Annotated in this window: 27 protein-coding genes and 1 tRNA gene; 4 read left to right on the top strand and 24 right to left on the bottom strand. The window is 51.2% G+C overall.

Going from position 1 to position 26,151, the window contains the following annotated elements:
- Window positions 1–300: 300 nt before the first annotated feature.
- From C7B16_RS19250 to proB, 4 genes are all read right to left on the bottom strand, one after another.
- Entirely contained in the window at window positions 301–1,515 is a 1,215-nt protein-coding gene (locus C7B16_RS19250; RefSeq protein ID WP_107180007.1) for a tyrosine-type recombinase/integrase, read from the bottom strand.
- A 165-nt stretch (window positions 1,516–1,680) separates the two neighbouring features.
- Window positions 1,681–1,756: transfer RNA gene (locus tag C7B16_RS19245), tRNA-Thr, on the bottom strand.
- Window positions 1,757–1,871: 115 nt separating this feature from the next.
- The gene (gene proA / locus C7B16_RS19240; protein WP_000893291.1) at window positions 1,872–3,125 is read right to left on the bottom strand and encodes a glutamate-5-semialdehyde dehydrogenase; all 1,254 of its coding nucleotides are present in this window, start codon (window positions 3,123–3,125) and stop codon (window positions 1,872–1,874) included.
- Window positions 3,126–3,136: 11 nt separating this feature from the next.
- Window positions 3,137–4,240 (bottom strand): glutamate 5-kinase, encoded by a 1,104-nt coding sequence (gene proB / locus C7B16_RS19235; RefSeq protein WP_001285282.1) that lies wholly within the window; start codon window positions 4,238–4,240, stop codon window positions 3,137–3,139.
- A gap of 287 nt (window positions 4,241–4,527) precedes the next feature.
- Between proB and phoE the strand changes: the two genes are divergently transcribed.
- Entirely contained in the window at window positions 4,528–5,583 is a 1,056-nt protein-coding gene (phoE, locus tag C7B16_RS19230; RefSeq protein WP_001515788.1) for a phosphoporin PhoE, read from the top strand.
- A 38-nt stretch (window positions 5,584–5,621) separates the two neighbouring features.
- On the opposite strand, the gene crl is transcribed toward phoE, so the two are convergent.
- From crl to gpt, 3 genes are all read right to left on the bottom strand, one after another.
- The gene (crl, locus tag C7B16_RS19225) at window positions 5,622–6,023 is read right to left on the bottom strand and encodes a sigma factor-binding protein Crl (RefSeq protein WP_000174683.1); all 402 of its coding nucleotides are present in this window, start codon (window positions 6,021–6,023) and stop codon (window positions 5,622–5,624) included.
- Window positions 6,024–6,080: 57 nt separating this feature from the next.
- Window positions 6,081–7,325: an esterase FrsA gene (frsA, locus tag C7B16_RS19220; protein WP_001515787.1), complete on the bottom strand. Its 1,245-nt coding sequence runs from the start codon at window positions 7,323–7,325 to the stop codon at window positions 6,081–6,083.
- A 92-nt stretch (window positions 7,326–7,417) separates the two neighbouring features.
- A complete protein-coding gene (gene gpt, locus C7B16_RS19215) occupies window positions 7,418–7,876 on the bottom strand; it encodes a xanthine phosphoribosyltransferase (protein ID WP_001291991.1) in 459 nt (152 codons plus the stop codon).
- 260 nt (window positions 7,877–8,136) lie between these two features.
- Between gpt and pepD the strand changes: the two genes are divergently transcribed.
- Together pepD and C7B16_RS19205 are read left to right on the top strand one after the other, a co-directional pair.
- Window positions 8,137–9,594: a cytosol nonspecific dipeptidase gene (gene pepD / locus C7B16_RS19210; RefSeq protein WP_016248351.1), complete on the top strand. Its 1,458-nt coding sequence runs from the start codon at window positions 8,137–8,139 to the stop codon at window positions 9,592–9,594.
- A 58-nt stretch (window positions 9,595–9,652) separates the two neighbouring features.
- Window positions 9,653–9,895 carry a hypothetical protein gene (locus tag C7B16_RS19205; protein WP_038355489.1) on the top strand — a complete coding sequence of 81 codons (243 nt, stop codon included), beginning with the start codon at window positions 9,653–9,655 and terminating at the stop codon, window positions 9,893–9,895.
- Window positions 9,896–9,897: 2 nt separating this feature from the next.
- Here the strand turns inward: C7B16_RS19205 and C7B16_RS19200 are convergent, their stop codons facing one another.
- The 14 genes from C7B16_RS19200 to lafA form a co-directional block, all read right to left on the bottom strand.
- Entirely contained in the window at window positions 9,898–10,428 is a 531-nt protein-coding gene (locus C7B16_RS19200; protein ID WP_061090641.1) for a metal-dependent hydrolase, read from the bottom strand.
- A gap of 62 nt (window positions 10,429–10,490) precedes the next feature.
- Window positions 10,491–11,105, bottom strand: coding sequence for a peptide chain release factor H (prfH, locus tag C7B16_RS19195; protein WP_000602119.1), 615 nt, complete (start codon window positions 11,103–11,105; stop codon window positions 10,491–10,493).
- Window positions 11,102–12,241 (bottom strand): RNA ligase RtcB family protein, encoded by a 1,140-nt coding sequence (locus C7B16_RS19190; protein WP_024191835.1) that lies wholly within the window; start codon window positions 12,239–12,241, stop codon window positions 11,102–11,104. The genes prfH and C7B16_RS19190 overlap by 4 nt, the downstream gene beginning before the upstream one ends.
- Window positions 12,242–12,482: 241 nt before the next feature.
- Window positions 12,483–12,935, bottom strand: coding sequence for a GNAT family N-acetyltransferase (locus tag C7B16_RS19185; protein WP_061090638.1), 453 nt, complete (start codon window positions 12,933–12,935; stop codon window positions 12,483–12,485).
- Window positions 12,932–13,987: a DNA polymerase IV gene (dinB, locus tag C7B16_RS19180; protein ID WP_001226159.1), complete on the bottom strand. Its 1,056-nt coding sequence runs from the start codon at window positions 13,985–13,987 to the stop codon at window positions 12,932–12,934. Before dinB ends, C7B16_RS19185 begins: the two co-directional genes overlap by 4 nt.
- 135 nt (window positions 13,988–14,122) lie before the next feature.
- Window positions 14,123–15,028, bottom strand: a complete 906-nt coding sequence (gene lafU / locus C7B16_RS19175; protein WP_038355491.1) for a putative lateral flagellar export/assembly protein LafU — start codon at window positions 15,026–15,028, stop codon at window positions 14,123–14,125.
- A 2-nt stretch (window positions 15,029–15,030) separates the two neighbouring features.
- Window positions 15,031–15,894: a flagellar motor stator protein MotA gene (motA, locus tag C7B16_RS19170; protein WP_038355492.1), complete on the bottom strand. Its 864-nt coding sequence runs from the start codon at window positions 15,892–15,894 to the stop codon at window positions 15,031–15,033.
- Window positions 15,895–15,906: 12 nt separating this feature from the next.
- Window positions 15,907–16,623, bottom strand: a complete 717-nt coding sequence (locus C7B16_RS19165) for a FliA/WhiG family RNA polymerase sigma factor (protein WP_038355493.1) — start codon at window positions 16,621–16,623, stop codon at window positions 15,907–15,909.
- A gap of 19 nt (window positions 16,624–16,642) precedes the next feature.
- Window positions 16,643–17,110 (bottom strand): flagellar basal body-associated FliL family protein, encoded by a 468-nt coding sequence (locus tag C7B16_RS19160; RefSeq protein ID WP_038355494.1) that lies wholly within the window; start codon window positions 17,108–17,110, stop codon window positions 16,643–16,645.
- 7 nt (window positions 17,111–17,117) lie between these two features.
- Window positions 17,118–18,176, bottom strand: a complete 1,059-nt coding sequence (locus C7B16_RS19155) for a flagellar hook-length control protein FliK (protein ID WP_107180006.1) — start codon at window positions 18,174–18,176, stop codon at window positions 17,118–17,120.
- Window positions 18,173–18,484 (bottom strand): hypothetical protein, encoded by a 312-nt coding sequence (locus C7B16_RS19150; protein ID WP_038355496.1) that lies wholly within the window; start codon window positions 18,482–18,484, stop codon window positions 18,173–18,175. The genes C7B16_RS19155 and C7B16_RS19150 overlap by 4 nt, the downstream gene beginning before the upstream one ends.
- A 4-nt stretch (window positions 18,485–18,488) precedes the next feature.
- The gene (gene fliS, locus C7B16_RS19145; protein ID WP_038355497.1) at window positions 18,489–18,881 is read right to left on the bottom strand and encodes a flagellar export chaperone FliS; all 393 of its coding nucleotides are present in this window, start codon (window positions 18,879–18,881) and stop codon (window positions 18,489–18,491) included.
- A 22-nt stretch (window positions 18,882–18,903) separates the two neighbouring features.
- Window positions 18,904–20,220, bottom strand: a complete 1,317-nt coding sequence (gene fliD / locus C7B16_RS19140; RefSeq protein WP_107180005.1) for a flagellar filament capping protein FliD — start codon at window positions 20,218–20,220, stop codon at window positions 18,904–18,906.
- 289 nt (window positions 20,221–20,509) lie between these two features.
- Window positions 20,510–21,424 carry a lateral flagellin LafA gene (gene lafA / locus C7B16_RS19135; protein WP_038355499.1) on the bottom strand — a complete coding sequence of 305 codons (915 nt, stop codon included), beginning with the start codon at window positions 21,422–21,424 and terminating at the stop codon, window positions 20,510–20,512.
- A 485-nt stretch (window positions 21,425–21,909) separates the two neighbouring features.
- On the opposite strand from lafA, the gene C7B16_RS19130 reads away from it, so the two are divergent.
- The gene (locus C7B16_RS19130; RefSeq protein WP_038355500.1) at window positions 21,910–22,764 is read left to right on the top strand and encodes a winged helix-turn-helix domain-containing protein; all 855 of its coding nucleotides are present in this window, start codon (window positions 21,910–21,912) and stop codon (window positions 22,762–22,764) included.
- Between the two features lie 58 nt (window positions 22,765–22,822).
- On the opposite strand, the gene C7B16_RS19125 is transcribed toward C7B16_RS19130, so the two are convergent.
- From C7B16_RS19125 to flgK, 3 genes are read right to left on the bottom strand one after another with little or no spacing between them, the layout of a single operon-like run.
- Window positions 22,823–23,800 (bottom strand): flagellar hook-associated protein, encoded by a 978-nt coding sequence (locus tag C7B16_RS19125; RefSeq protein WP_107180004.1) that lies wholly within the window; start codon window positions 23,798–23,800, stop codon window positions 22,823–22,825.
- Between the two features lie 16 nt (window positions 23,801–23,816).
- Complete coding sequence (flgL, locus tag C7B16_RS19120) at window positions 23,817–24,746, bottom strand: flagellar hook-associated protein FlgL (RefSeq protein WP_107180003.1); 930 nt, start codon at window positions 24,744–24,746, stop codon at window positions 23,817–23,819.
- Between the two features lie 14 nt (window positions 24,747–24,760).
- Window positions 24,761–26,137, bottom strand: coding sequence for a flagellar hook-associated protein FlgK (gene flgK / locus C7B16_RS19115; protein WP_107180002.1), 1,377 nt, complete (start codon window positions 26,135–26,137; stop codon window positions 24,761–24,763).
- Window positions 26,138–26,151 lie beyond the last annotated feature (14 nt).

Raw genomic sequence — 26,151 nt, 5'->3', positions numbered from 1 at the left:
AACCAGTTGAGCGGATTCGCGTTTAAACTCTGCGCTGAAATTTCTTTTTTTCATTGGAGCACCTGTGTTGTTCTGAGGTGAGCATATCACCTCTGTTCAGGTGGCCAAATTTAGTGTGCCACTACAGTAGGAATAGAAAAATCTAAGGGAAGAGTGTGTTGTTCAGACATGGTTACGTCAGCTACGCCATCTTTGATAGGGAGCTATGCCAACCCGCAAATGCATTAGTGTGGCATAGCCCTGTGTTTTATACGTCTACTGCAGTCTACTCTTTTTTAGTTAAAACACTTATCCGAGCAGCTAAGCTGACTTTCCGAACCTGCCATGGACGAGATTTCCATTCTTCTCAAGGCTGTCTATGTAATCCGCATACCACTGCAACATCTCCCTGCGACCTTCCAGATACTGAGCGTGATTATAGGTACCACGAATCGAGTTTTTATCGACGTGTGCAAGCTGTGTTTCAATCCAGGCGGTGTTGTATCCCTGCTCGTGGAGGATGGTACTCATGGTATGTCTGAAGCCGTGGCCAGTAACACGACCGGTATAGCCAATACGCTTAAATACCTGATTGATACTAGCTTCACTCATGGTCTTTCGTGGGTCATTACGACCCGGAAAAATCAGAGGATAACGCCCCGTCATTTCGCGGATGCGCTCAATGATGGTTAGTGCCTGTCTGGATAAAGGCACAATATGTGGGCGGCGCATCTTCATACGTTCTGCCGGGATGATCCACACCGCAGATTCTGTGTCGATTTCTTGCCATGTAGCACCTCGTAGTTCCCCCGTTCTTACGCCAGTGAGAATCAATAAGCGCGCGGCCAAAACGATTAAAATACTGCCCGAGTACTGGGAAAGAGACTCGAAAAATGCCGGAAGCTCGGAAGTGTTCAGGAAAGGATAATGGTTGGACTCGTGTCCTTGCATTGCACTGGTAAGATCAGGGGCTGGATTGTATTCGGCTCGACCAGTAACGATCGCATAGCGGAAGACCTCGCCACAGCGCTGTCTGACCTTTTTTGCCTTCTCTGTTGCTCCCCTGCTTTCCATGCGGCGAAGCACATTCAGTAATTCGAGTGGTTTGATGTCCGCAATAGGCTTTTTGCCGATGTAAGGGAACACGTCTTTGTTAAAAGCTTCCATAATGTCCGAAGAATATCCTTCAGACCATTTATAAAGCTTGCTGGCATGCCATTCACAAGCGATTTCCTGAAAGGTGTTTCGGACACTAGCCTCTCGGGCTAGTTTCTCTTCTCTCTTCGCTACATTGGGGTCAATCCCACCAGCAATGCCCCTTTTAGCCTCTTCACGTTTAATACGAGCTTCAGCCAAAGTCACGTCGGGATAAACCCCAAGAGCAAGCAACTTCTCCTTACCGGCAACACGGTACTTAAGTCGCCAATAGCGTTTTCCATTAGGGTTAACCAGAAGGTAAAGTCCACCGCCATCAGAGAGTTTGTAAGGCTTATCTTTTGGCTTTGCGGTATCAACCTGGCGGGCGTTAAGTTTCACTGGGGGTATCTCCATAAGACCGAACAGCATATACCCCCGAATGTACCCCCATATACATGTAGATTTTGGGGTGTGCCAGTAGACGTCAGAATACAATCGAGAGCTGGAAGGTGCAGATTATAAGGGGTTTTAGTGAACTTGAGTAGACTTTGAGAGATGCTTGAATGGTGCCGATAATAGGAGTCGAACCTACGACCTTCGCATTACGAATGCGCTGCTCTACCAACTGAGCTATATCGGCCCTGAAAAGGACATGTTCACGAACGTGAATCACGGTGGACAAGGTTAAAACTAACCGGGCGATGCGTCAATGGCCTTGTGAATCAAATGGCTACTTTTGCATCACCCGGTTTTATTTACGCACGAACGGTGTAATCACCAATACCGATCCACTTGTAGGTGGTCAGCGCTTCCAGCCCCATTGGTCCGCGTGCGTGGAGTTTTTGCGTGCTTACCGCCACTTCCGCGCCAAGACCAAACTGACCGCCGTCGGTGAAACGTGTAGACGCGTTAACGTAAACAGCAGAGGAGTCCACTTCATTGACAAAACGCTGGGCATTGCGCATATCACGCGTCAGGATCGCATCGGAGTGTTGCGTCCCGTGTTCACGAATATGGGCGATGGCGTCGTCAAGATCGCTGACGATTTTGACGTTCAAATCTAACGACAGGAATTCATCGTCATACTCTTCCGCCTTAACAGCCACCACTTTCGCAGATCCTGCCTGCAACTGCGCCAGTGCCGCAGCATCGGCGTGTAACGTCACGCCGCTTTCCGCCATTTGCTTGCTTAACGCAGGCAGGAAGTTATCAGCGATGTTTTTATTCACCAGCAACGTTTCTACCGTATTGCAGGTACTCGGACGCTGGGTTTTCGCGTTGACGATCACTTTCAGGGCTGCAGAAATGTCAGCACTTTCATCAACGTAAATATGGCAGACGCCAATGCCGCCAGTGATCACCGGAATTGTCGACTGCTCGCGGCACAGCTTATGCAAACCAGCACCACCACGCGGGATCAACATGTCGATGTATTTATCCATGCGCAGCATTTCACTCACCAGCGCGCGATCCGGATTATCAATCGCCTGCACTGCGCCTGCCGGTAAACCGCAGGATTTCAGGGCGTCCTGAATCACCGCTACCGTTGCAGCGTTAGTGCGACAGGTTTCTTTGCCGCCGCGCAGGATCACCGCGTTACCGGTTTTCAGACACAGCGAAGCGACATCAACTGTCACGTTCGGACGCGCTTCATAAATTACACCTATAACACCCAGCGGCACGCGGCGACGCTCCAGACGCAGACCGCTGTCCAGCACACCTCCATCAATCACCTGCCCTACCGGATCGGCAAGATTACACACCTGCCGCACATCGTCGGCAATGCCTTTCAGGCGCGCGGGCGTTAACGCCAGACGGTCAAGCATCGCTTCGCTAAGGCCATTGGCACGCGCGTCAGCAACATCCTGGGCGTTAGCATCGAGGATGCTTTCGCTCTGTGCTTCCAGCTCATCAGCGATCTTTTCCAGCACGCGATTTTTTTCGCGGCTGGAGAGTTGCGCTAATTTATACGAGGCTTGCTTCGCTGCAATGCCCATTTGTTCCAGCATCGGCCTGCTCCTTAACGGGTAATCATGTCATCACGGTGAACGGCAACCGGGCCGTATTCATATCCCAGTATTGCATCAATTTCTTGCGAGTGGTGTCCGGCAATACGGCGCAATGCATCGCTGTTATAGCGGCTAACGCCGTGAGCAATATCGCGACCTTCGAGGTTGCAAATGCGGATGACTTCACCGCGGGAGAAGTTGCCACTCACGCTTTTAATGCCTTTCGGCAACAGGGAACTGCCGCGTTCAAGAATAGCGGCGGTCGCCCCTTCATCTACAGTAATTTCACCCGCTGGCGGCGCGCCAAAAATCCAGCGTTTGCGGTTTTCAAGCGGAGTAGCCTGGGCATGGAACAACGTACCAACTGGGATACCTTCCATCACGTCGCCAATGACGCCTGGCTTGCTACCCGCGGCAATAATGGTATCGATACCCGCACGACAGGCTACGTCAGCCGCCTGCAACTTGGTGCCCATGCCGCCGGTTCCAAGGCCTGAAACGCTGTCACCGGCAATCGCGCGCAGCGCATCATCAATACCGTAAACATCTTTAATCAGTTCCGCCTGAGGATTACTGCGCGGGTCTGCGGTATACAAACCTTTTTGATCGGTCAGCAGCAGCAGTTTATCGGCACCGGCCAGAATTGCCGCTAACGCCGAGAGATTATCGTTGTCGCCAACTTTAATCTCTGCCGTAGCGACAGCATCATTCTCATTAATTACCGGAACGATGTTGTTGTCGAGCAACGCACGCAGGGTATCGCGGGCGTTCAGGAAGCGTTCACGATCTTCCATATCTGCACGCGTCAGCAGCATCTGCCCGACGTGAATACCGTAAATTGAAAACAGTTGTTCCCACAATTGAATCAGTCGGCTCTGCCCTACCGCCGCCAGGAGTTGTTTCGAGGCGATAGTCGCTGGCAGTTCCGGGTAGCCCAGGTGCTCACGTCCGGCGGCAATCGCGCCCGACGTCACAATTACAATCCGATGCCCGGCGGCATGTAGCTGCGCGCACTGGCGAACAAGTTCAACAATATGGGCACGGTTCAGGCGGCGCGATCCGCCTGTTAGCACACTGGTGCCGAGTTTTACCACCAGCGTCTGGCTGTCACTCATGATTCTCTGCCATTCAATGTTAGGAAAAATGATATCAAACGAACGTTTTAGCAGGACTGTCGCCGGTTGCCAACCATCTGCGAGCAAAGCATGGCGTTTTGTTGCGCGGGATCAGCAAGCGTAGCAGCCGTTGTTTACGCTTTTATTACAGATTTAATAAATTACCACATTTTAAGAATATTATTAATCTGTAATATATCTTTAACAATCTCAGGTTAAAAACTTTCCTGTTTTCAACGGGACTCTCCCGCTGAATATTTGTGCGTTAATTAAAATCAGGAATGAAAATGAAAAAGAGCACTCTGGCATTAGTGGTGATGGGCATTGTGGCATCTGCATCCGTACAAGCTGCAGAAGTATATAATAAAGACGGTAATAAACTGGATGTCTATGGCAAAGTAAAAGCCATGCATTATATCAGTGATAATGAGAGTAAAGATGGCGATCAGAGTTATATCCGTTTTGGTTTTAAAGGCGAAACACAAATTAACGATCAACTGACCGGTTATGGTCGTTGGGAAGCGGAGTTTGCCGGAAATAAAGCGGAGAGTGATACCGCACAGCAAAAAACGCGTCTCGCCTTTGCCGGATTGAAATATAAAGATTTAGGTTCATTCGATTATGGTCGTAACCTTGGCGCATTGTATGACGTTGAAGCCTGGACAGATATGTTCCCGGAATTCGGTGGCGACTCCTCCGCCCAGACCGACAACTTTATGACTAAACGCGCCAGCGGCCTGGCGACTTATCGTAACACCGACTTCTTCGGCGTAATTGATGGCCTGAACCTGACCTTGCAATATCAAGGAAAAAACGAAAACCGCGATGTTAAAAAGCAGAACGGCGATGGCTTCGGTACGTCACTGACATATGACTTTGGCGGCAGTGATTTCGCTATCAGCGGTGCCTATACCAACTCTGATCGTACCAACGAGCAGAATCAGCAAAGCCGTGGCACGGGTAAACGCGCAGAAGCGTGGGCTACGGGTCTTAAATACGATGCTAATAATATTTACCTGGCAACCTTCTATTCTGAAACGCGTAACATGACGCCAATTTCTGGCGGCTTTGCCAATAAGACGCAAAACTTTGAAGCAGTCGCACAATACCAGTTCGACTTTGGTCTGCGTCCATCCCTGGGTTACGTATTATCAAAAGGGAAAGATATTGAAGGCATCGGTGATGAGGATCTGGTCAATTATATTGATGTTGGTGCCACGTATTATTTTAACAAAAACATGTCAGCATTTGTTGATTATAAAATCAACCAACTGGATAGCGATAATAAGTTGAATATCAATAATGATGATATTGTCGCGGTTGGGATGACGTATCAGTTTTAATTAATATTGCCGGATGCGAGGCATCCGGCACATTTCACTCACGCCGTTAACTTCACCGGTTCATCGCGAAAATCATCCGCCGGTTCCAGCTTAAAATTCAGCGTCGTCAGCAGTTCACGCAGCTTTTCATGAAACTCACGCAAAGTATGCTCCAGTCGCTCAACCACTTCTGCATCGTTTACCGGAACACTCGTCCAGTCACCTGCTTTATCAAACAGACCGAACTGATAACTGTAGGTAAAACGGGACTCCTGCGCTTCCAGTTCCATCCACCAGCCCCAAAACTCACGCACTTCCGGCGCGGGTTTCACGTTGACGCATACAGCCAGACAATCGAAAAAGAATCGATTATCTTCGCACTTACCTTCACGAATATACGGGCCAAGTGCGGTAAATTTTTTGATCAATCTGCTTTTCGGGTGTCCACTCGGTAACGTCATTGCGATCTCCTGTTGTGATGCAACTGTTTTACCAAATTGACAAAATTTAGCAAATTTTTAACACAATCGTTTTTCGATCCAGTCGGTGATTTCCTGAAGCGCTTTGTCAAAATTCCGATACACCGGATTAAATGGAATTTCTAACAATTTACCGTCGGCAGATGACGAAGTGATTAAGCGGGAATCCTCTTCCGGGCTGAACGGATCGTTCTTCCAGTAACCTGATAACATTGGCGTTGGGCAACGACGTCCCAACAATCCTTGCACTTTTAATGAATAGCGATTCAGCTCCACGCGCAACGCTTCGTCGGAAGCATCATGCATCCCCAAACGGCTGGCCAGTACGTCAAGATACATTTCCGGCACCTGTTGCTGGCACTTAAAATCACTCAACAAGGTGTGAACCACCGGCCCAAGACAGGCAACGGCTTTCAGACGCGGCGATTCAAGGTATGCAAGGCGCACGGCAACGTTAGCACCAAAACGGAAACCAAAGGCTGCGACGCGTGTGTGATCCACCCACGGCACGTTTGGCAACGCCTTTAAAACATGTTGGTGCAGCAAGCTGGAATCCTGGGTGAGTTTCCATTTTGAGGAAAAACCGACCGAAGGCATATCAATAGTCAGCATCGCAATGCCGCGCGGTGCAAAATAGCGCTCATAAAGGGAGTAATAGTCTGTTTGCATCGCATCCAAACCACCACACATTAATACTGTCGGGAATGGGCCATCGCCTTTTGGCATATGCAAAAAGCCAATGATGGGCGCGCCGCCCGGCACAGTAAACTCCATCTGCCGCATGGTGCCAGGCAGACGTTGCGCCGCTTCTTCATACGCGCGATTTGACAACGCCTGTACCTGTTCAGCCAGATCATCGCCCTTCAAGTGCGGATAGGCGGCAATATTGTACAACGTAGCAGCGTGCAGCCAGTGACGCCCGCTGACTTGCGGGTCTTCTTCCGCACAGGCTTTCTGTTGCCACAGCATTGCCTGGGTGGCCCACTCATAAATCCAGTTGCCACCGCGGTAGCCAATCACCGTATCGTATAAATCATTGTCGGTGCGTTCGGCATCGCTCATCACAATACGCGCCTGGACATCGAGGATTTCACGCGGATCAACGCCACGCCAGATCCACATCAGGCGGTTAATCATACGATACCAGTGAGGAATATTTTTGCCATCGAGGGCCGACTGCACCGACGGTTGCGCACCGCGGTTAAAACGGCGGACTAGCGTCGAGGTTTCAGGGTGTTTAAAGCGGGGTTTGAACAGGGTTTCGCTCAGGTTAGCCTGTGTCATGGATGCAGCCTCCAGGAATACTTACTGGAAGCTATTGTAACCTGCCTGACGTCAAAAAGAACAACGCCCGGCAAAGCCAGGCGTTGAAAAGATTAGCGACCAGAGATAGGCGGAACGAACACCACGCCCATATCCCACGGCTGCTCAATCCAGGTATTTTGCGGGATATCAACAACATAATCATCAACCAGCGGACGACCAGCCGGTTTAGCGAAGATGGTGACAAAGTGCGCTTTTGGATACATTTCACGGATTGCCACCGCAGTACCGCCGGTATCTACCAGGTCATCAATGACGATGAAGCCTTCACCATCGCCTTCTGCGCGTTTCAGTACTTTCAGTTCACGCTGGTTGTCGTGATCGTAGCTGGAAATACATACGGTATCGACATGACGAATACCCAGTTCACGCGCCAGTAAGGCTCCGGGCACCAGACCGCCACGGCTAACGGCAATAATGCCTTTCCATTGTTCTGAAGGCATCAGGCGGCTTGCCAGTTTACGTGCATGAATCTGCAACATGTCCCAGGTGACGATGTATTTTTCGCTCATGTGAAGTGTCCCAGCCTGTTTATCTACGGCTTAAAAAGTGTTCGAGGGGAAAATAGGTTGCGCGAGATTATAGAGATCTGACGCACTAAAAACCAGTATTTCACATAAGTCCGCGTCTTTTTGCGCACTGCTACTACCTGTCGCTGGATAAAGTGGTATTCTCAAACATATCTCGCAAGCCTGACTTGTGCTGACAACATTTTCTGCTAACCCTGTGACCTGCAATACTGTTTTGCGGGTGATCGACAAGGAGACTTAACGTGTCTGAACTGTCTCAATTATCTCCACAGCCGCTGTGGGATATTTTTGCCAAAATCTGTTCTATTCCTCACCCGTCCTACCACGAAGAGCAGCTTGCTGAATACATTGTAGGTTGGGCAAAAGAGAAAGGTTTCCATGTCGAACGCGATCAGGTGGGAAATATCCTGATTCGTAAACCTGCCACTGCAGGTATGGAAAACCGTAAACCGGTCGTCCTGCAGGCTCACCTCGATATGGTGCCACAGAAAAACAACGACACCGTGCACGACTTCACTAAAGATCCTATCCAGCCTTATATTGATGGCGAATGGGTTAAAGCACGCGGCACAACGCTGGGCGCGGATAACGGTATTGGTATGGCCTCTGCGCTGGCGGTTCTTGCCGATGACAACGTGGTTCATGGTCCGCTGGAAGTGCTGCTGACCATGACCGAAGAAGCCGGTATGGATGGCGCGTTCGGCTTACAGAGCAACTGGTTACAGGCTGACATTCTGATTAACACCGACTCTGAAGAAGAAGGTGAAATCTATATGGGTTGTGCGGGTGGTATCGACTTCACCTCTAACCTGCATTTGGATCGTGAAGCGGTTCCGGCTGGCTTTGAAACCTTTAAGTTAACCTTAAAAGGTCTGAAAGGCGGCCACTCCGGCGGTGAAATCCACGTTGGCCTGGGTAATGCCAACAAACTGTTGGTACGCTTCCTGGCAGGTCATGCAGAAGAGCTGGATCTGCGCCTTATCGATTTCAACGGTGGCACACTGCGTAACGCCATTCCGCGTGAAGCCTTTGCGACCATCGCTGTTGCAGCCGATAAAGTCGATGCACTGAAATCTCTGGTGAATACCTATCAGGATATCCTGAAAAACGAGCTGGCAGAGAAAGAGAAAAACCTGGCATTGTTGCTGGACTCTGTAGCGAACGATAAAGCTGCACTAATTGCTAAATCTCGCGATACCTTTATTCGCCTGTTGAACGCCACCCCGAACGGCGTTATCCGTAACTCCGACGTGGCAAAAGGCGTGGTTGAAACCTCACTGAACGTCGGTGTGGTGACCATGACCGACAACAACGTAGAAATTCACTGTCTGATCCGTTCACTGATCGACAGCGGTAAAGACTACGTGGTGAGCATGCTGGATTCACTGGGTAAACTGGCAGGCGCGAAGACCGAAGCGAAAGGCGCATATCCCGGCTGGCAGCCGGACGCTAACTCTCCGGTGATGCATCTGGTACGGGAAACCTATCAGCGTCTGTTCAACAAGACGCCGAACATCCAGATTATCCACGCGGGCCTGGAATGTGGTCTGTTCAAAAAACCGTATCCGGAAATGGACATGGTTTCTATCGGGCCAACCATCACTGGTCCACACTCTCCGGATGAGCAAGTTCATATCGAAAGCGTTGGTCATTACTGGACACTGCTGACTGAACTGCTGAAAGAAATTCCTGTGAAGTAATAACGATAACGTCCACGCCTGCGGGCGTGGACTGTTCAAGGATGAAGGGCAGAATTGTATGGCGATTTACATTGAAATAACAAAGCATTATGAAACCCATGAAAAAGTCGCATATTTGTATAGCTGCGACCATATTTCATGGGGGGTATTTTTGATCACCAAAGAAAATTTCGCGCTGAAATCCGTGAAAGAGCTTGAAGGTGAAAAGCAGAGTTTTTTTATGCTCAGAGCCTGGGGCAAAGTCAGAAGAACATATTTAACCACGAGAGAATTTCCCAAGGAAATATGTTACGCAGCCTGACGTCAGAACAATTTTTTCACGCGTTTTACAATCATCATTTTGACATTACGCTTGCACCACACAGCAATAGCCGCCGTTACCAATATCAACTCCAGTAAAAACGACCAGTGTAATAAAAAATTTAGCCACCACGGCTGATGTACCGCCGTAATATGAAATAGCGCAAACGGTTTATTAACGAAAGGCATTAGCCACCAGATATCCCCAACCAGCGTATCAAGTAATAAATGCACAATACCATTCAGGCAAAATATCACCCCCAACCACGGCGGAAGTTTATTCTTCGCGACGCCAGCCCAGAGTAGCGTCGCAGCCAAAAGTGTGAACCATAGCAATGGCCAATGAGACGGGTAAAGATGATGATGACGTTGCCCGCTATCAATCAGATAGCACCAGAAGAGATCAAAATCGGGTGCAACTGCCCCGACTAAGGCAATAACCATCACCCTCCGCGCATGACGAGCAATCAGCGGCAAGCGTTTTACTAAAGTACAATTTATTAAATATCCAGCCGGAAGATGACCGATAAACATGATGATTCCTTTCGTTTTCACCCGCTGCTTTCACGGAGAAAACGGCGGGACATGTTCCTGAATTACACAGCGATAAAAGCCATCCCTGTAAACGTCCGTCGCGGGTTACCACGTTCAATCTGATGATGGAACATTCGCCGCTGCGATTTCAGCGCCGCACTATTTTCCTGTTGCTGTTGTTCCAGCTTCCAGGCAATCAGCAATCGCGCCAGCCGTCTGTTAGCATGCTGGCTACGTTCCGATTGTACCTTCACACAAATCCCACTTGCCAGATGCGTGGCGCGCACCGCCGAGTCGGTTTTATTGACATGTTGACCGCCCGGCCCCGACGAGCGCAACGTCTCATAACGGATCGCATCTGATTGTTCCTGCTCATCAGCGGTAAAACGCCCAATGCCCAGAAACCAGTTTTTACGCCCATGATGAGGTCGATACGGGCTTGGGCAAATCCACTGAATCGTACCACACCAGCGTTCACTTAATGCCCATGCATTATCGCCATCCAAAGAGACCAGCGCCGAACGCAGCGTGTCAGAGTAGCGCCCCGTTTCTGTTTCCAGCACCGTTACCGCGACGCGCTGTTGGGTAGCTTCTTTAATCAGCCTGTCCAGCGCCTTTTTGACGGCGAGACAGCATTCTTCTGGCCCCTGGGCAGAGGAGAGTTGCAACAAGATCATCCTTTTTTCCCTCCACTGTTTTTGAGCGTCAGTACCGGACGCAACCGCGCGACTGGATTAACTAAACCGGCCCGTACCAGGCATTGCACCACGCTTTCTGCTGATTTATAGGCCTGCGGCGCTTCTTCGAAGATGAGTTGTTTATCGCGGCAAATTACCCGGCTGCCAAGTTCAGTACGCGAGAGTTGCGTCACGGTGTATTTCGCCGCCAGACGCCCTTTACACTCGGTACGTCCCCATTTGCGTCCTGCCCCATGCGCCAGCGAATGTAATGTTTCTTCACAAATGACAGGCTGAACCAGCCACGAGAAATCACCGCGTGAGCCGGGGATAACCACCAGACCGCTATCATCTGGCGTTGCCCCTTTACGATGTAACCAGCCTTGTTGATCGCCAATTTGACTCGCGGTAATAAAGTTATGTGCCACATCCAGAACCAGACTTCCCGTCGCCTTCACCTGCTGCATCATGCGCAAAGCAATCATCTGGCGATTCATACGCGCAAACGCCAACGCATCGTCATGCTCCGCGATATAACGTAGCGCGTCGTCACAGACTTCTGGCAAGCCATGATGAGAAAACGAGGCAATATGTCGCTGTAAAATAGACTGCCCCAAACCACGCGAGCCGCTATGAACCAGCAGTTGCAAATACCGCGCATCCATACCAGCCAGTGCAAACAACTCAGCGTTGATGATTTGATCAATCTGTTGCAGTTCAGCGAAGTGATTGCCGCCGCCGATGGAACCCAGCGAGCTGCGCCACGGATGCTGTGCAAACGCTGACGGCAGGTTTTCCTCCAGCCAGCTTTCTTCGGCAACATCATCCAGAGCAGACAATCGCTTTTCAAACTTATCGGCATTGTATTTGCGGGCAAGGATATCTGTTTGCCATAGCGCCATGCCGCAACCGATATCATTGCCGACCAGCGCCGGGTAAAAACGCCCAACGGAGAAGAAGGCTGCGCCAATCGGGTAGCCGCGTCCGGGGTGTAAATCTGGCATCCCTACTACGCGTTGCATATCGGGAAGTTTTGCTGTGGTGTGTAATTGTTGGATCGCTGAACTCTCGATCCACAGGTCATCGGATGCGATGGTAAATACCGCATCGGATAAAGGACGAATATATTTGCCCATGTACCATTCCATTTATACTCATCATACTTCAAGTTGCATGAGCTGCGACTCAAATTATTAAGAGTAACAATTAAAAAATCAGAAAATGGCAGACGAATCCAGGGCAAAAAAAAGAATTAATCCTGGAAAGGTCTGCAAAGCGTCATTGATAAAGAATTTGTCATGATTGACCTCCTTGCAGTTTGTGGAATAAGAAAACGCGCACATACTAGGCAGGCAATATTTACATTGCAAGCTGGAATTAATCTGGCTGCTGATAACGCATATAAAAATTAGTCAACCACTCTCCCCGGCATTCAACGTTCTGCTGCTTAACTACCTGAAAACCATAACGTTCAAAAAAGGGTTTCGCCGTTATGCTGGCATTTACTGTAAGTTCGGATTCAGACTTAATCGATGGTTTTAACAAGGCGCTGGCGACACCGCGGCGGGTGTATTTCGGGTCAACAAATAATAAGTCGATATAGCGGTCAATTAGCGTAATAAATCCGACTGGTTGCTCATCAATGACCGCAACCCGCACTTGTGATTGCGCGATTTTTTTCTTCCAGCGTGTTTCATCAATCTGCGCCCAGGCGGCAATTTGCTGCGGAGAATAATGTTGGCTAGCCGTCATCGTAACCGCTCTAAGGAAAATAGCGCATATGTGCTGAAAATCTCCGGGCCGATAGTCTCTTATTGATATGTTATTCATAACCCCAACACCAGTTGTCTTTCCATTTGCGGATCCAGCAACGTCACATGCAAGCCCACCAGCCGCACACCGCGCCCGCTGCGGCGTTCATCCCAGGTTTTACGCGCGGTGGCGATTAGGTCAGCTTTATTCAATCGCGGCCAGACATGTTCCTGAGTGGTTTGCTGAAAATCGTCGAACTTTAACTTCACCCCCTGACGAGCAATCAGCAAATCTGGTTTTACCTTCGCCAGACGGCGTTCCAGCTCCGGGTATAGCCGCTCAATGATCGCTTCACATTCAGACCAGTGATGAATATCTTCCGCCATCGTGCGTTCCACGCCGACGGATTTGCGCAGACGTTCGCTGTTAACATCGCGCTCATCGATGCCCTGACTACGCTCCCATAAAATGTGGCCAAATTTGCCAAAACGTTTGAGCAACATCACCAGATCATACTTTTGCACATCGCCGCAGGTTCGCAGCCCCATCGCTTCCAGTTTTGCCGCCGACACTTTGCCGACACCGGGAATTTTCGCCAGCGGCAGGGTTTGCAGAAATGCCGGAACGTCAGCCGGAGTAATCACAAACTGACCGTTGGGTTTATTCATGTCAGAAGCGATTTTAGCGAGAAACTTTACCGGCGCGACGCCCGCAGACGCCGTCAGTTGCAACTCGTTAAAAATCGTCTGGCGGATTTCCTGGGCAATGAGGGTCGCAGAACCGTGGCAATGTACGCTGTCGGTGACGTCAAGATAGGCTTCATCCAGCGACAGCGGTTCAATGCGCGAAGTGTAGCGCGAGAAGATTTCGCGGATATGATTCGAGGCTTCTTTGTAAGCGTCAAAGCGCCCCGGAAGCAGCGTAAGATGTGGGCATAATTTGAGCGCCATACCGGTCGGCATTGCACTGCGTACACCAAATTTACGCGCGGGATAATTAGCGGTGCTGATCACCCCCCGACGTTCGCGGCTGCCGCCAATAGCAATAGGGATATCGCGCAGGGCGGGATTGTCGCGCATCTCCACCGCTGCGAAAAAACAGTCCATATCCACATGAATGATTTTACGCATTGCTCACCTCTCAACACTGGTAAAGTATACAGTGTTTTCAGGGTTTGAGAAATGCGTAAAGATTCAGCAATCTGCCCCCTTATCGCCGGATGCGACGCTGGCACGTCTTGTCCAGACTACAAGAGGTAGTTTTTGCTACCCGTGCTGTTTATCCAGCTTTTGTACCAACGGCTGCACCACTTTGTCGCCATGCTGGCCAAAATATTGATACAGCGTATCGGACGCGCTTTTGGTCAGCACCATAATCTCAATACGTCGGTTACCCGCGCTTTGCGGATTTTTGGTATCCAGCAACATCTGGTCAGCCATCGCACTCACCTGCATCACTTTATCTTCTGGCATTCCGGCTTCTTCCAGCACGCGACGAGCCGAAAGCGCGCGGTCGCCCGAAAGGTTCCAGTTGTTGTAGATATTGTTTTTATAGGCCATCGCATCGGTATGCCCGGTAATAATAATTTTGTTATCGAGCGAGTCGAACACCGGCGCGAGCTCCACCAGCAGGGTTTTAAAGAACGGCATAATCTTCGCGCTGCCGCGTTCAAACATATTGCGGTTCTGGTCGTCTTTAATCAGCACGCGCAATCCCTGCGGGACAATTTCCATCTCCAGATTCGCTTCCATATGCGCATCGCGGGCGATGATGTTGATATCGGTCGCCAGTTCGCCAAGCTCGGTGGCGGATTTCTTCTTAAGCAGCGCCGTTTTCTCGTTCACATCGCGCACTTTTTTCTCCGTCTCTTCCGGCACCGCCACGGTAGCGGGTTTCGGCGGGTGGGTCGGGCTAATTTTATTTAACGGCGACAATCCACCGCCGTTGAAAATCGACTGCCCGTGCAGCGCGGCGATAATGCTTTCCCGCTCAGATTTACTGACGCTGTTGACAATCCACAGCGTCATAAACAGCGCCATCATTGCCAGAGTAAAGTCGGCAAAGGCCACTTTCCACGCCCCGCCGTGATGCCCGGCATGGTTCTTTTTGATCTGCCGCCGGACGATGGTCGTTTTTGCCCCGCGCTCGCGGCGGTTGCCCGTCTTTCTCATGCTTAATCTTGCTCCAGCATCGCATTCACCCACGCGTCGAGGTTAGCGAAGGTCGGCTTGGATGCCAGATGCAGCAACTTACGTCCCGCATCTACCGCCAGCAGGGTCGGTTTACCGCCCGCCTGGGCTACCAGCACAGTACGCACACACTCCAGCAGAGAATGTTCCGCCCGCGCCTGTTGTTCCATGGCGTTGGCGAGCGGGTCCATCAGGCAATAACAGATAAATACGCCTAAAAACGTCCCCACCAGCGCCGCCGCCACTTTCAGGCCAATCAGGGCGATAGATCCATCAATCGACTGCATGGTGATGATGATGCCCAACACCGCCGCACAAATGCCAAACCCTGGCATCGCTTCGGCGGTACGTTGCAGCGAACGCGACGGCGTTAGCAGCGACTCTTCGGCGGTGTCCAGTTCCTGATCGAGAATGCCTTCCAGTTCATGGGCGTCAATTTTGCCCATCGCCATCAGGCGAAAGTTATCGGCAATAAAGGTCACCAGCCGCTTCTGGGTTAACACCAGCGGGTATTTCTGGAAAACAGTGCTCTCTTCCGGCTGCTCAATGTGCTGATCCAGCATGCGCAGGCCGCCGTTTTGCACCATTTCGAGCAATTCATACAGGCACATTAATAGCTGACGCTGAAACTCCGGCCCGAGCTGTTTTTTACTGATCACGCCTTTGATTTGATGGGCGATTTCTTTCAGCACATGTTTTGGGTTGCCAATAATCATCGCCCCAAAACCGGCCCCTAAAATAATAACTATCTCTGCAGGTTGCCAGATAGCAATTAATTGCCCGCCCGCTTCAAAGTACCCGCCAAATACGCAGCCGAGCACCACCAATAAACCTACTATTTTTTGCATAATTTTTTCACTTTAATTCGGATAGACAAAATCACGAATTTTCTGCGCGATCTGTTTATTCAATTGACAAATTCTGGCTTCGGTCAGTCCTAATACCAGCGCGATCTCTTTGAGATTCATCTCATGCTGGTAATACATAGAGAGGATCAGTTGCTCTTTTTCACTCAATTGTGAAAGCGCGTGTTGCAGCATTTGCTGGGTAATGATTTGTTCTTCCAGCTCTCTTCCGGCAAGCGGGATACTGTGGCCTTCAACGCCAAGCAATTCATCCAGACTGGCGAGGGTTTCCGCACCTTCCAGTTGAAGATATTCGAGATAATCTTCATGAGAAATGCCCTCGCGAACCAGTTCCTGCCACTCTGGTTCGTGCCCCAGTTTTTTACGCGTCTCACGAATCAAGTCTTTCATCTGATGATATTTCTGCCGCAACTGCCGCGGTCGCCAGTCGAGCGCACGCAGCTCATCAAGGATCGCGCCGCGAATTCGATGCACGGCATAACCTGCAAAACCTTCATCAGGCAGCCCGTAGCGACGAATGGCATTAAGCAGCCCCATTAACGCCGTTTGTTCCATATCCTGGCGGTCAATAATGCAGTTGCACTGCGGCGCGAGTTGCCGCACCACTTTGCGCACCAGCGGTAAATAGGCCTGTAAATAGTGGCTCTCCTGCTGCGGGGTTAATAGCGGCGCGGCAGTAAATTCTTCTGACTCGAATACGTCCTGTAGCATGTTTATATCCGTCTGGTGATTACTGGAAGACCACTTTTTTCACCAGCAAATCCTTATACGGTGTGCTCATTTTGCGACGCTGAAGATCTTTCTTTAGCGCATCAGAAATCAGTTTGCGGATGGCCGATATTTTCATGCCACGCAAATCTTCAAATTTCATTTCCGTCAGGCACTCAACCGCAATGCTTTGATACAGCGGCTCCTGATGTTTTATTTTTTCGGCCTCTTTATCACTGGCGACCACCATGACTAATTCCGCCGACAAATAATGATCCGCGCCGTTGTTGTCATGCAGAGTGACAATGGTTTCCGGCAACGTCACAAACACGCTTTTGCTTTCATCCATCGTTTCCACCGATTCCATCCGCGCTACGGCAGTCGGTTTTCCTTTTCCGGCATAATGATGCCAGACTCCCCACCCTGCCCCGGCTCCTACCACCAACGCCAGAACGGCACTGACCACGCCTGCCACCACAATTCTCTTCATCTTGCCTTTACACTTTGATCAAAACGGATTCGTTTTGTTGAAATTGAGGCTCATCATCAAGCTGTAAGGCGGCACTCACCTCCTCCTGCTGATGGCCCGACTGTTGTTGCTGCTGCGACTGCCCTTCGGAGGAGACCTGCACGTTCACCTCCATAAAATTTTGCGCCGTCAGATGCTGGCGAAGATCGTCGCTAAACTGCTGCAACGCGCGACAAACCTCACTTTGGTTAGCGCCGATATGCACCGTCAGTTTGCCGCTATCCAGTTGCACAGCGATCTCGAGCTTGCCAAGCGACGGTGGATTAAGGCGGATTGTCGAGATCTGCTGCTGTTTGTTGAGCTGGAAATGGATCTGATCTTTCAAAAGCGTCGTCAATTTTTCGCCCAGCTCGTCCATCGAGAGGGTGACAGGTTTAGTGGCAATCTCCTGATGATCGCTGACCCGTTCCGGCGTTTTAACTGGCAACACAACGCGCGAAATGACGGGTTCTGTTTCTGCTGCTTTATCGCTTTTACGCTCTACTGGAGGACGCGTGGTCACACGGGTCGGCTCAGGCTTCGCGCGTTCTGGTTTAGCGGGCGTGCGCTGTTGCACCGGCGCAATGGCGCGTAAATCTTCACTGGCGTAAGTTGCCAGTCTGGCCTGCTGTTCAGGCTTTGCCTGCGGCAACTGGCTGACCAGCTCCTGTAATTGCGGTGGTAACGACGTGAGTTCCTGCTGCATCGGGTGTTGCGGTGTGTTTTGCGCCGCCGCTTTCGTCAGTTGCCGGATAACCGGAGATGTCGCCACGTTTCGCGGCTGCGGCGTGTCCTGATGCGGCGCGGCAGGTTGCGGCAGTAACAGCGCCATTAGCGCCTGCATCGCTGCCGGATCGCTCTCCTGCGGGCGCGTCACCTGTTGCTGGGGGGATTTAGCGCTATGAACGCGCTCCGCCACCGCGGCCACCGCCATTTTCGGCAGGGTAAAAGCAGGTACGTTTTCACCGCTCACCGGCGGCAAAATGTCCGTTTTCAGCGCGGCGGTTTGCGCAAGCGTTCCAAGCGTGGCAAGCAATGCCGGATTCATGGCTTCTCCGAAAGTAAATTAACAATTGAGTAGGCCAGCACGCCTTCCTGATGTTGCTGGTGTCTCTCCATGCGTGCTTTCAGCACTTCAGTTCTCTGCTCGCGTCGGGCAATCAATACGCTAAACGCGGCATGAAGTTGCGCTTTCACCACACGCAATTGTGCAGCGTCAGTTTCAGCCTCTTCATAGACATGAAACTGGCGCATCAACTGCTGATGCAGCACCGGAAGGCGTCGCCAGCGCTGTTTATCCAGTGCTTCGTTCATCGCCGTAACCAGCGCGAAAAGTTGCCTGCGTTCTTTTTCCATTGCGTTAACCCAGCTTGCCCGAAAGCCCTTCCCAGCCTTCGCGCAGGTTGCTTAAAATCAGCATCACTTCATCGATTTTCTCTGCCGACAGTTCGCCGCTGGCCTCATACAAACGATAAACACAGTGGTCATACAGACGCGAAAGATTCACCACCAGCTCGCCGCCGGTTTCAAACTCCAGCGAACTGGTGAGCGCATTGAGAATATCGATGCATTTGTTGATGCTCTGGGCTTTCTTCTCGAAACGTCGCCCTTCAATGTGGCTTTTGGCGCGTTCCAGCTCATCCATCAGGCCAGAAAACAGCACCAGTACCAGTTCGAGAGGTGACGCCGCAGCAGTGCGAGCCGCAAGGTCAATCTCTTTATATTGCGAATAACCATCCTGTACTTCGTACATCTTTAGGGATATTCCTTGTGAGTTACGCGAATGCCGCCATGCTGGCTTTCATGGTGTACACCTCAACCAGTGTGTTGGTGTACTCCTCAAGATAACGGTCGTAGTTGGCGTTATAGGTATCGGTAAGCTGATCGCTTTCGTCCTGAATTTTGCTCATCTGATCGTCAATGTTCTGCTGGCGCAGAGTGATGATGCCGTTGCTGGAGTCCGTATAGGTGTTAATCAGGTCGTCCATCTGCGCCACCATGCTGTTGTCACCGACGAAAATTGACGCCAGACCGTCCGGGTTTTTCGCCATTTCGTCGTTGAACTGGTCGGAGTCGATCTGCAAGTGACCGTGAGAATCGAGGGTGATGCCATAATCCACAATCGACACGCCGTTGTAACTGGCATGGGCGATGTCATCGAGCTGGTTCGCCAGTGAACTGAGTCCTGCATCACCCGCAAAGACCCCGGCGCTGCTGCTGTCATCACCGTGGGTGGTCAGCGAATCAACCGTATCAATCAAAGTGTTATAGGCATCAACAAAGGTCTGTACTTTCTCCTGGCTGGCGCTGGAATCTTCGCTGATGTTAAAGGTGGTGAGATCGCTGTCAGAATCGCTGACTTCGGTGAACGTCATGGTGACGCCGGGGATCACATCATCAAATGTATTGCTGCTGTTGGTGATCGCCGGCCCCGTGGCGCTGCCGAGATGAATAATCGCGTCCTGGGCGGAGGAAACATCCGTGGCAACGGGCGCGCTGGCGCTATCGTTGCTGGCGTCATGCCCGGTCACGCTCACCGAGAACGCGCTCTGTGCTCCGGTGCTTTCGGAGGTGAGCATAATGGTGGTGGTGCCGTCGGTTTTTACCAGTGCCGCCGAAACGCCGGGATTGTCATCGGAGTCGTTAATCGCATTCACCAGCTCACTGGCATCGATAAAACCATCGCCATCACCGTTCTGATCCGCCGCCGACAGATCAATATCCATGCTGCTGTCGCCCATCGTCAGTTCAAAAGTGCCGGTGGCGGAAAAGGCGTCGTCGCCCATACTGAACGTGGTCTGCTGCCCCTGTGCCAGTTGCTCGACATAAAACGAGTAGCTTCCGCCCTGCGCCTGGGAATTGGCGGAAACGGTGGCGGAGTCATTACTGCTGGAAGCAGCAAAAGTCACCGGGCCGTCGGTATCGCTGTTCAGCGCATCGACAGCACTCTGAAAATCGCTCAACGCCGAGCTGAGCGAGTCCAGGCCGCTGCTTTCAGCATCCAGCTCGCTCTGCTTCTCCTGCAAATTTGCTGCCTGAGTGGCAACATCGGCATACGCGATTTCTTGCGCAATGGTTCTTGGGTTAATCATTGATGACTCCGGATTACGATGTCAGATTATTGGCAAAAGGCGTGCCAACAATTTTTATGTGAATAATCAATTAATTGAAAAACAGGCGGAAAGACCATTTCCGGTCTGGCGGAAGAGTGCCTGCCGCAGAAAGGACAACACCGCCCGCAGGCGGTGTTGAGACTGATGACAAACGCAACATTGCCTGATGCGCTGCGCTTATCAGGCCTACAAGGTTTCTGCAATATATTGAATTTGCAATATTTTGTAGGCCGGATAAGGCATTTACGCCGCATCCGGCAATCCGCCATTACTGCAGCAGGCTGGAAACCATGCTGGACATGCTGTTGGACTGTTTCAGCATGGTGATGCCGGTTTGCATCAGCACCTGCTGTTTGGTCATGTTGGACGCTTCCGTCGCGTAGTCGGTATCCATAATGTTACCGATCGCCACTTCGGTGTTGTCCTGCATGCTGGTCAGGTTGTTGGCGGTGTCGTTAAGACGGTTGATAGACGCGCCCAGCTTGGACTGGATCTGCGAAACGTCATCCATCGCGGTAGAAATGCTGGTGATCATCTGGTTGGCCGAGCCAGACGCAGTCAGCTCAGTACCGCCAGAAACGCCCGCAGTACCCGTGGTGTCTGCCTGATCCGCGCTAAAGGAGTTGCTGATAGCAGAAAGATCCGTCACCAGCGTGTTCAGTTGGCTTGAAATGTTCACGGTCATGGTGTCGGAAGACTCCGCGCCTACCTGGAAAGTCACCGCACTCTGGAACAGGCCGTCAGTGCCGGTGTTGCTGGTGCCGGAAACACCGAACAGGTTGGTGCCGCCATAAGTAGTATTTTGCAGCATGTCAGACATCTGCTGACCCAGTTCGTCGTATTCATCCTGCATCGCCTGCAGGTCGTCGTCGCTGTAAGTGCCGTTCGCCGCCTGGGTGGAGAGATCTTTCATACGACCCAGCACATCAGACATTTCATCAAACATGCTATCTGCGGTTTGCAGCATCGCCGTCGCATCGTTAATGTTGCTCAGCGCAACGCCCATACCGCTGGACTGTGCCGTCAAACGGTTAGCAATCTGTTTGCCCGCGGCATCATCTGCTGAAGAGTTAATACGGTTACCGGTCGCCAGGCGTTCCATAGAAGTAGAAAGAGAAGAACTACTTTTGCTGATTGCATTAACGGCGGCCATTGAGGCGTTATTGGTATTCATAGATAACATGATACTGCTCCTTGGGATTAATCGTGTTCGTTTCGATACCCTGTAAAAACGACATCCCATGAGCAAACTTAAAATGACCATAAAAAATTTTTCAGTCCATTTTATCGAATGCCACTTTTAGCTAAAAAAAGCAGAACCTAAATTCAGATAAAAAGATTATTAGCAATATATGCTACATGGCCAGGTGACAAAACATGTCATCGCCAACTGATTGTTATCACTCAGATTATCAGCAGAAAAATTGATTATTACCCAACGAACTGATGCTAATATTTACATTGCGTTGCAAATAACACACATTTTACTATTGTGACTCGCCAGTCATTTCGTTACATTCTCACGCCATATAGAGATTAAGAATAATCCTATTATCATTAAATATTAATTATCACGCAGTAAAATCATCTTCTCAAGGATGTATAAGACCCTGCTTAATGCAGCGTACTATCAGGAAACATTTATCCCTTGCTAAGGTAAACTCAACTATGAGTATTATTATCAACAACTGGCGGATGGACCCGTCGCTTAATGCCTTAATTCATTGTGAAACGGGTGAAATGCGTCGTCTTGGCGAATACCATTTTATTTTGCTGGAAACATTAGCAAAAAATGCCGAGACGGTTTTATCGCGATCTTATTTATGTGCCGAAGTGTGGAAAAACCGCATTGTTGGCGGCAACAGCCTGCCTACGGCGATCCACGCCTTACGTGTTGCTATTGACGATGATGGTAAACAACAGAACATTATTAAAACCATTCCGAAGAAAGGTTATCTGTGTAATAAAGAATATATTTCCTTACCTGCATCAGCATCGGCTGAAACATTGAATATTGCAGTTGAACCGCAGGAAGTTGTTTCACCTGTTCGTGACGAAAAAACATTACCCGCCACACCATTACTCCCCGCCCGTAAAAAACGTAATTATGTGCTGGGGCTGACAATGTTAACTGTTGCCATCGCCGTTGGCTCAACCGTAGGTTATAGCTACGATAAAAATATGCCTGATACGCCGCAACTGATTAAAGAAACGGTCAATAGTCCGAGAATAAAGATATTTCATCTTAGCACTGATGGGGGGACTAATACTGCGCCATTACTTTCACAAACTCTCACTCCAGGAAAAGAAAAATTAGATAATTTATTGTCAGCGCACAATATGACCATGACAACTTATTATAAATATGTTCGTGACCGACTGGAGAGTGATATCGTTCTGCGTAACCAGTGCAACGGAAGCTGGCAATTAACCTTTAATGTGGAAAGCTGGCAGAATAGCGATATTAGTAGCGCGATGTATCAGAATTTAGAGAAGTTATTAAATACTGTGCAGAAGTGCTGATGAGTACCAATATATGCCGGATGCGACGCTAAAGGCATCTTATCCGGCCTACCGATAATTACCCCAATAAATTCCTCACCGTCTGGCTGGAAATTCGCGCCTGGCCCTTCACCGCCTGCAATAAAACCTGATAGTTATGATTGGCGCTGTCGAGCACGCCGCCGAGATTCTCCGACGCCTGCACCGCATTTTCTGTTTGCGGGAAGCGCGACATGCCGTCGATCAACTGCCGCGCTTTTTCTTGCTGCACCGCCATCTGGGCGCGCTGCTGGTTAATGTTTTCTAATATGTGAGAAATCCCCGCCCCGCCCTGTTGCAAACTTTGCGTTAAACGCTCGGCCTCAGAGGGTCCAGCAAAGGTTTTCAGCAGAATAAACGCCGACTTATCGCCATCGGTGCGCACGCTTAAGGTGCGTTCAATATGAGGCCACTGTTTTTCGGTGGCGGAAAAACTGATGCCGTCTGCCTGCTGATGCATCTGCACGCCCACGCGGCGCAAAGCGTTGGTCAGCCGCGTCTGATACTGCCCGGTGTTGTCATCCTCAGATAGCATCACCGCCGCAAGCTGGGTCTGCCGCCCGTCAGAGACGCTGAACATCCGCGTTCCCGGCGTGGGATTGTGCACGAGATTCGCCAGATCCGGCGAGTGAAAGGCCACCCGCGCTGCCCCCTGTAACACTGGCTGCAACTGGCGGTCCACCGCACCGCCAGAAAGAGTAGTACGTTTGTCCAGCATCTGCATCAGCGCTGAACTCGGCGCCTGCCCACCCTTACGCTGGCTATGACGATAATCGAGCAACTGCTGCTCCAGTTGCCCGAGATAATGATCCGCCTGCTGCAACGTGGTGAGCTGGTCATTAAGCTGTACGCTGTAACGCTGCGGGCGAGTGGTAATCAGCGGCGAAGCCGGATATTCACTCGCCGTCGCCGGGAGCTTTTGTCGCACCGCCTGAGTGGGCGCAACGGTTGACGACGATACCGCAGCGCTATGCGCGCCGCCGGTGGCGAGTGATGAAGATGTAAGTCCGACCTGCATACTGTTCCTGAAAGAGTTAGAGAACGCTGAACAAATTCAACTCACTCACTTTCGAGTAAGTCTTGAGGGTAGCTTCCATTGCCACTTCCAGTCCGGTAAAGGTGATCGACGCCGGGCCGTAATCGAGATCCTGTAAAGAGCCAATCAACTGATCGTTGGAGGTGGAGATATCGGTCTGCGCATCGCTCAACATCGACATGGTGTTCTGCGTCTCACCAAGTGAAGCAATCGAGGCGTTGAGGTCGTCCGAGGCGGTGTCCACTACATCAACGGCGTTCTGAATATCGCTCTGCACCTGCGGATCTGCCGGGTCAACGTCCGGGTTTTGCAGCTCCTGCGACAGGGAATTAAGCGTGTTAAGCACGTCTAAGTTGCTGCCGAAGAAATCGCTCGCCGCCACGTTGGTATCCACGTCCACGCCGTTTGACACGGTAGTCTGGCGGTGATCGCTGTTGCCCTGATAACTGTAGCTGTCGGTGACGCCATCGCTATCATCATCTACCACCACGATCGGCGGCTGATCGTTGATAGTGCCGCCAAACACGTAGTGCCCGTCTTCGTCCTGGTAGTTCAGCGCCGCGACCATTGATTCGGTGAGCGACTCAATATCCTGCCCGAGACTTGCGAGCGAATCGGCGGTATTGGTGCCATTCGCCGCTTCCAGCAGGTCGTCGCGCACCGCCAGCAGGCTGTTGTTGACGCCATCGAGAATCGACTCCTGCTGGCTTAACCCCGCCGACGCGGAGTCGATATTGCTCTGATACTGCTCAATAGCCGACTGCTGGCGGTTCAACTGGGTGATGCGCGTGGCGGCGATGGGGTCGTCCGACGGCTGTAAAATCTGCTTGCCGGTTGCCATCTGCTCGACCACATGCGCCAGGTCGCCGGAGAGATTATTAAAGCTTTGCGTCATCGAGACGTAGGTTTGTTGGGTGGTTACTCGCATTCTCACGCTCCCGCTTAGCTGCACATTTCCAGCACCGAATCGAAAATCTCGGCGCCGGCGGAAATGACTTTCAGATTGGCTTCATAAATTTGTTGATAAGTGATCAGATTCACCGCTTCTTCGTCCATGCTGACGCCGCTGACGCTGCTCTGCTGATTTTGCGCTGCGGAATAGACATTAGACGCGGCATCGACTTCCGTCTGGTTTTGCTGACTGTAGATGCCGATATTGCTGATGATTGACGAGCACGCCTGCCCGACCGTCACGCTGCCAAGATTGTCGATTTCCAGCGGTTCGGTAGAGATATTGATCAGCGCCTGCAGGTTGTCGCTGTTACCGCTTTCGTCCGGCGAACTGGAAAACGCCAGCTCATCGGCAGTGATATCCGGGTTAACGGTCAGAGGGCCATCAGCGTTGCTGGCGTCATAAATAAACAGCGGCTCACCGGGGTTACCGTTGAGATCGTAGCCCTGCGCCAGTTGGTTGTTGACCGCATCGGCAAACTGCGACGCCATGCTGTTGATGGTGTCGCTCAGCGGCGTCAGCACATCGTTTTGATAATCAAACAGTGCGCCTAATGAACCGCCAGTGTCGGTGGTCATCGTCGAGGTGGTTCCGGCAAAAGTCAGCGACATGGTCGGTGTGCCATCGGCGTTGGTTTCCAGCGCGATGGTTGAGCTTTGCTGCCCGCTCACCAGCGGCTGACCGTTTTGCAGGGTGACGTTGTAGTTGCCCTGGTCGTCGATATTGACCTGCACATCCATCATTCCGCTGAGTTCTTCCACCATCTGATCGCGAGCGTCGTACAGCGCGGAGGCGTTATCACCGTTGGCTTCGGCCTGGGCGATTTGCTGGTTATAGCTGGCGATGCCGCTGGTGAGCGTATTGATTTGCGACACCATCGCCTGCTGCTGGCTGATGATTTCCGTGCTTTGCGAGTCGATGTAATCCAACGTGTTGTCGATACGCAGCGACAGCGCCCCGGCTTCGCTGATCACCTGCTCGCGCAGGGCGGAATCATCAGGGCTGGTGGTCGCTTCATTAAGGGCGGCGAAGAAGTTGTCGAAACCGCCGCTCAGGCTGCTGTTATCGTCGCTCAGTACCGCTTCCAGTTGACTAAGATACCCTTGCTGGGTGCTGTAATAGCCGTAATCGCTGGCGGCATACCACACCTGATTCACCTGATACTGGTTAGAGACGCGGCGAATGCTGTCGACCTGCACGCCGTTACCGGCGCTGTTCGACGAACCACCGCTGGCGCCGATGGTGCTGATCTCCGCCACCTGGCGGGTATAGCCCGTGGTCATGGCGTTAGCGGTGTTTTGCGCCGTGACGTTCAGCTCCACCTGCGCCGTTGATGCGCCGCTGTAGCCGATGTTGATCATGTCCATGTTGGGTCCTTACC

Source organism: Escherichia sp. 20412-1 (genome assembly GCF_003027595.1).
Lineage (GTDB): Bacteria > Pseudomonadota > Gammaproteobacteria > Enterobacterales > Enterobacteriaceae > Escherichia > Escherichia marmotae.
Note: the sequence above shows the minus strand (reverse complement) of the source record. Positions and strands in the feature narration are given on the sequence as shown.

Coding starts and splice junctions, on each gene's coding strand:
- gpt (WP_001291991.1), bottom strand. CDS start 7,876: ATGAGCGAAAAATACATCGTCACCTGGGACATGTTGCAGATTCATGCA.
- fliD (WP_107180005.1), bottom strand. CDS start 20,220: ATGATTAACCCAAGAACCATTGCGCAAGAAATCGCGTATGCCGATGTT.
- proB (WP_001285282.1), bottom strand. CDS start 4,240: ATGAGTGACAGCCAGACGCTGGTGGTAAAACTCGGCACCAGTGTGCTA.
- crl (WP_000174683.1), bottom strand. CDS start 6,023: ATGACGTTACCGAGTGGACACCCGAAAAGCAGATTGATCAAAAAATTT.
- frsA (WP_001515787.1), bottom strand. CDS start 7,325: ATGACACAGGCTAACCTGAGCGAAACCCTGTTCAAACCCCGCTTTAAA.
- phoE (WP_001515788.1), top strand. CDS start 4,528: ATGAAAAAGAGCACTCTGGCATTAGTGGTGATGGGCATTGTGGCATCT.
- C7B16_RS19160 (WP_038355494.1), bottom strand. CDS start 17,110: ATGAAGAGAATTGTGGTGGCAGGCGTGGTCAGTGCCGTTCTGGCGTTG.
- C7B16_RS19150 (WP_038355496.1), bottom strand. CDS start 18,484: ATGGAAAAAGAACGCAGGCAACTTTTCGCGCTGGTTACGGCGATGAAC.
- fliS (WP_038355497.1), bottom strand. CDS start 18,881: ATGTACGAAGTACAGGATGGTTATTCGCAATATAAAGAGATTGACCTT.
- lafA (WP_038355499.1), bottom strand. CDS start 21,424: ATGTTATCTATGAATACCAATAACGCCTCAATGGCCGCCGTTAATGCA.
- C7B16_RS19205 (WP_038355489.1), top strand. CDS start 9,653: ATGGCGATTTACATTGAAATAACAAAGCATTATGAAACCCATGAAAAA.
- prfH (WP_000602119.1), bottom strand. CDS start 11,105: ATGATCTTGTTGCAACTCTCCTCTGCCCAGGGGCCAGAAGAATGCTGT.
- C7B16_RS19200 (WP_061090641.1), bottom strand. CDS start 10,428: ATGTTTATCGGTCATCTTCCGGCTGGATATTTAATAAATTGTACTTTA.
- C7B16_RS19190 (WP_024191835.1), bottom strand. CDS start 12,241: ATGGGCAAATATATTCGTCCTTTATCCGATGCGGTATTTACCATCGCA.
- C7B16_RS19165 (WP_038355493.1), bottom strand. CDS start 16,623: ATGCTACAGGACGTATTCGAGTCAGAAGAATTTACTGCCGCGCCGCTA.
- dinB (WP_001226159.1), bottom strand. CDS start 13,987: ATGCGTAAAATCATTCATGTGGATATGGACTGTTTTTTCGCAGCGGTG.
- C7B16_RS19185 (WP_061090638.1), bottom strand. CDS start 12,935: ATGAATAACATATCAATAAGAGACTATCGGCCCGGAGATTTTCAGCAC.
- flgK (WP_107180002.1), bottom strand. CDS start 26,137: ATGGACATGATCAACATCGGCTACAGCGGCGCATCAACGGCGCAGGTG.
- flgL (WP_107180003.1), bottom strand. CDS start 24,746: ATGCGAGTAACCACCCAACAAACCTACGTCTCGATGACGCAAAGCTTT.
- C7B16_RS19155 (WP_107180006.1), bottom strand. CDS start 18,176: ATGAATCCGGCATTGCTTGCCACGCTTGGAACGCTTGCGCAAACCGCC.
- proA (WP_000893291.1), bottom strand. CDS start 3,125: ATGCTGGAACAAATGGGCATTGCAGCGAAGCAAGCCTCGTATAAATTA.
- C7B16_RS19125 (WP_107180004.1), bottom strand. CDS start 23,800: ATGCAGGTCGGACTTACATCTTCATCACTCGCCACCGGCGGCGCGCAT.
- lafU (WP_038355491.1), bottom strand. CDS start 15,028: ATGAGAAAGACGGGCAACCGCCGCGAGCGCGGGGCAAAAACGACCATC.
- C7B16_RS19130 (WP_038355500.1), top strand. CDS start 21,910: ATGAGTATTATTATCAACAACTGGCGGATGGACCCGTCGCTTAATGCC.
- motA (WP_038355492.1), bottom strand. CDS start 15,894: ATGCAAAAAATAGTAGGTTTATTGGTGGTGCTCGGCTGCGTATTTGGC.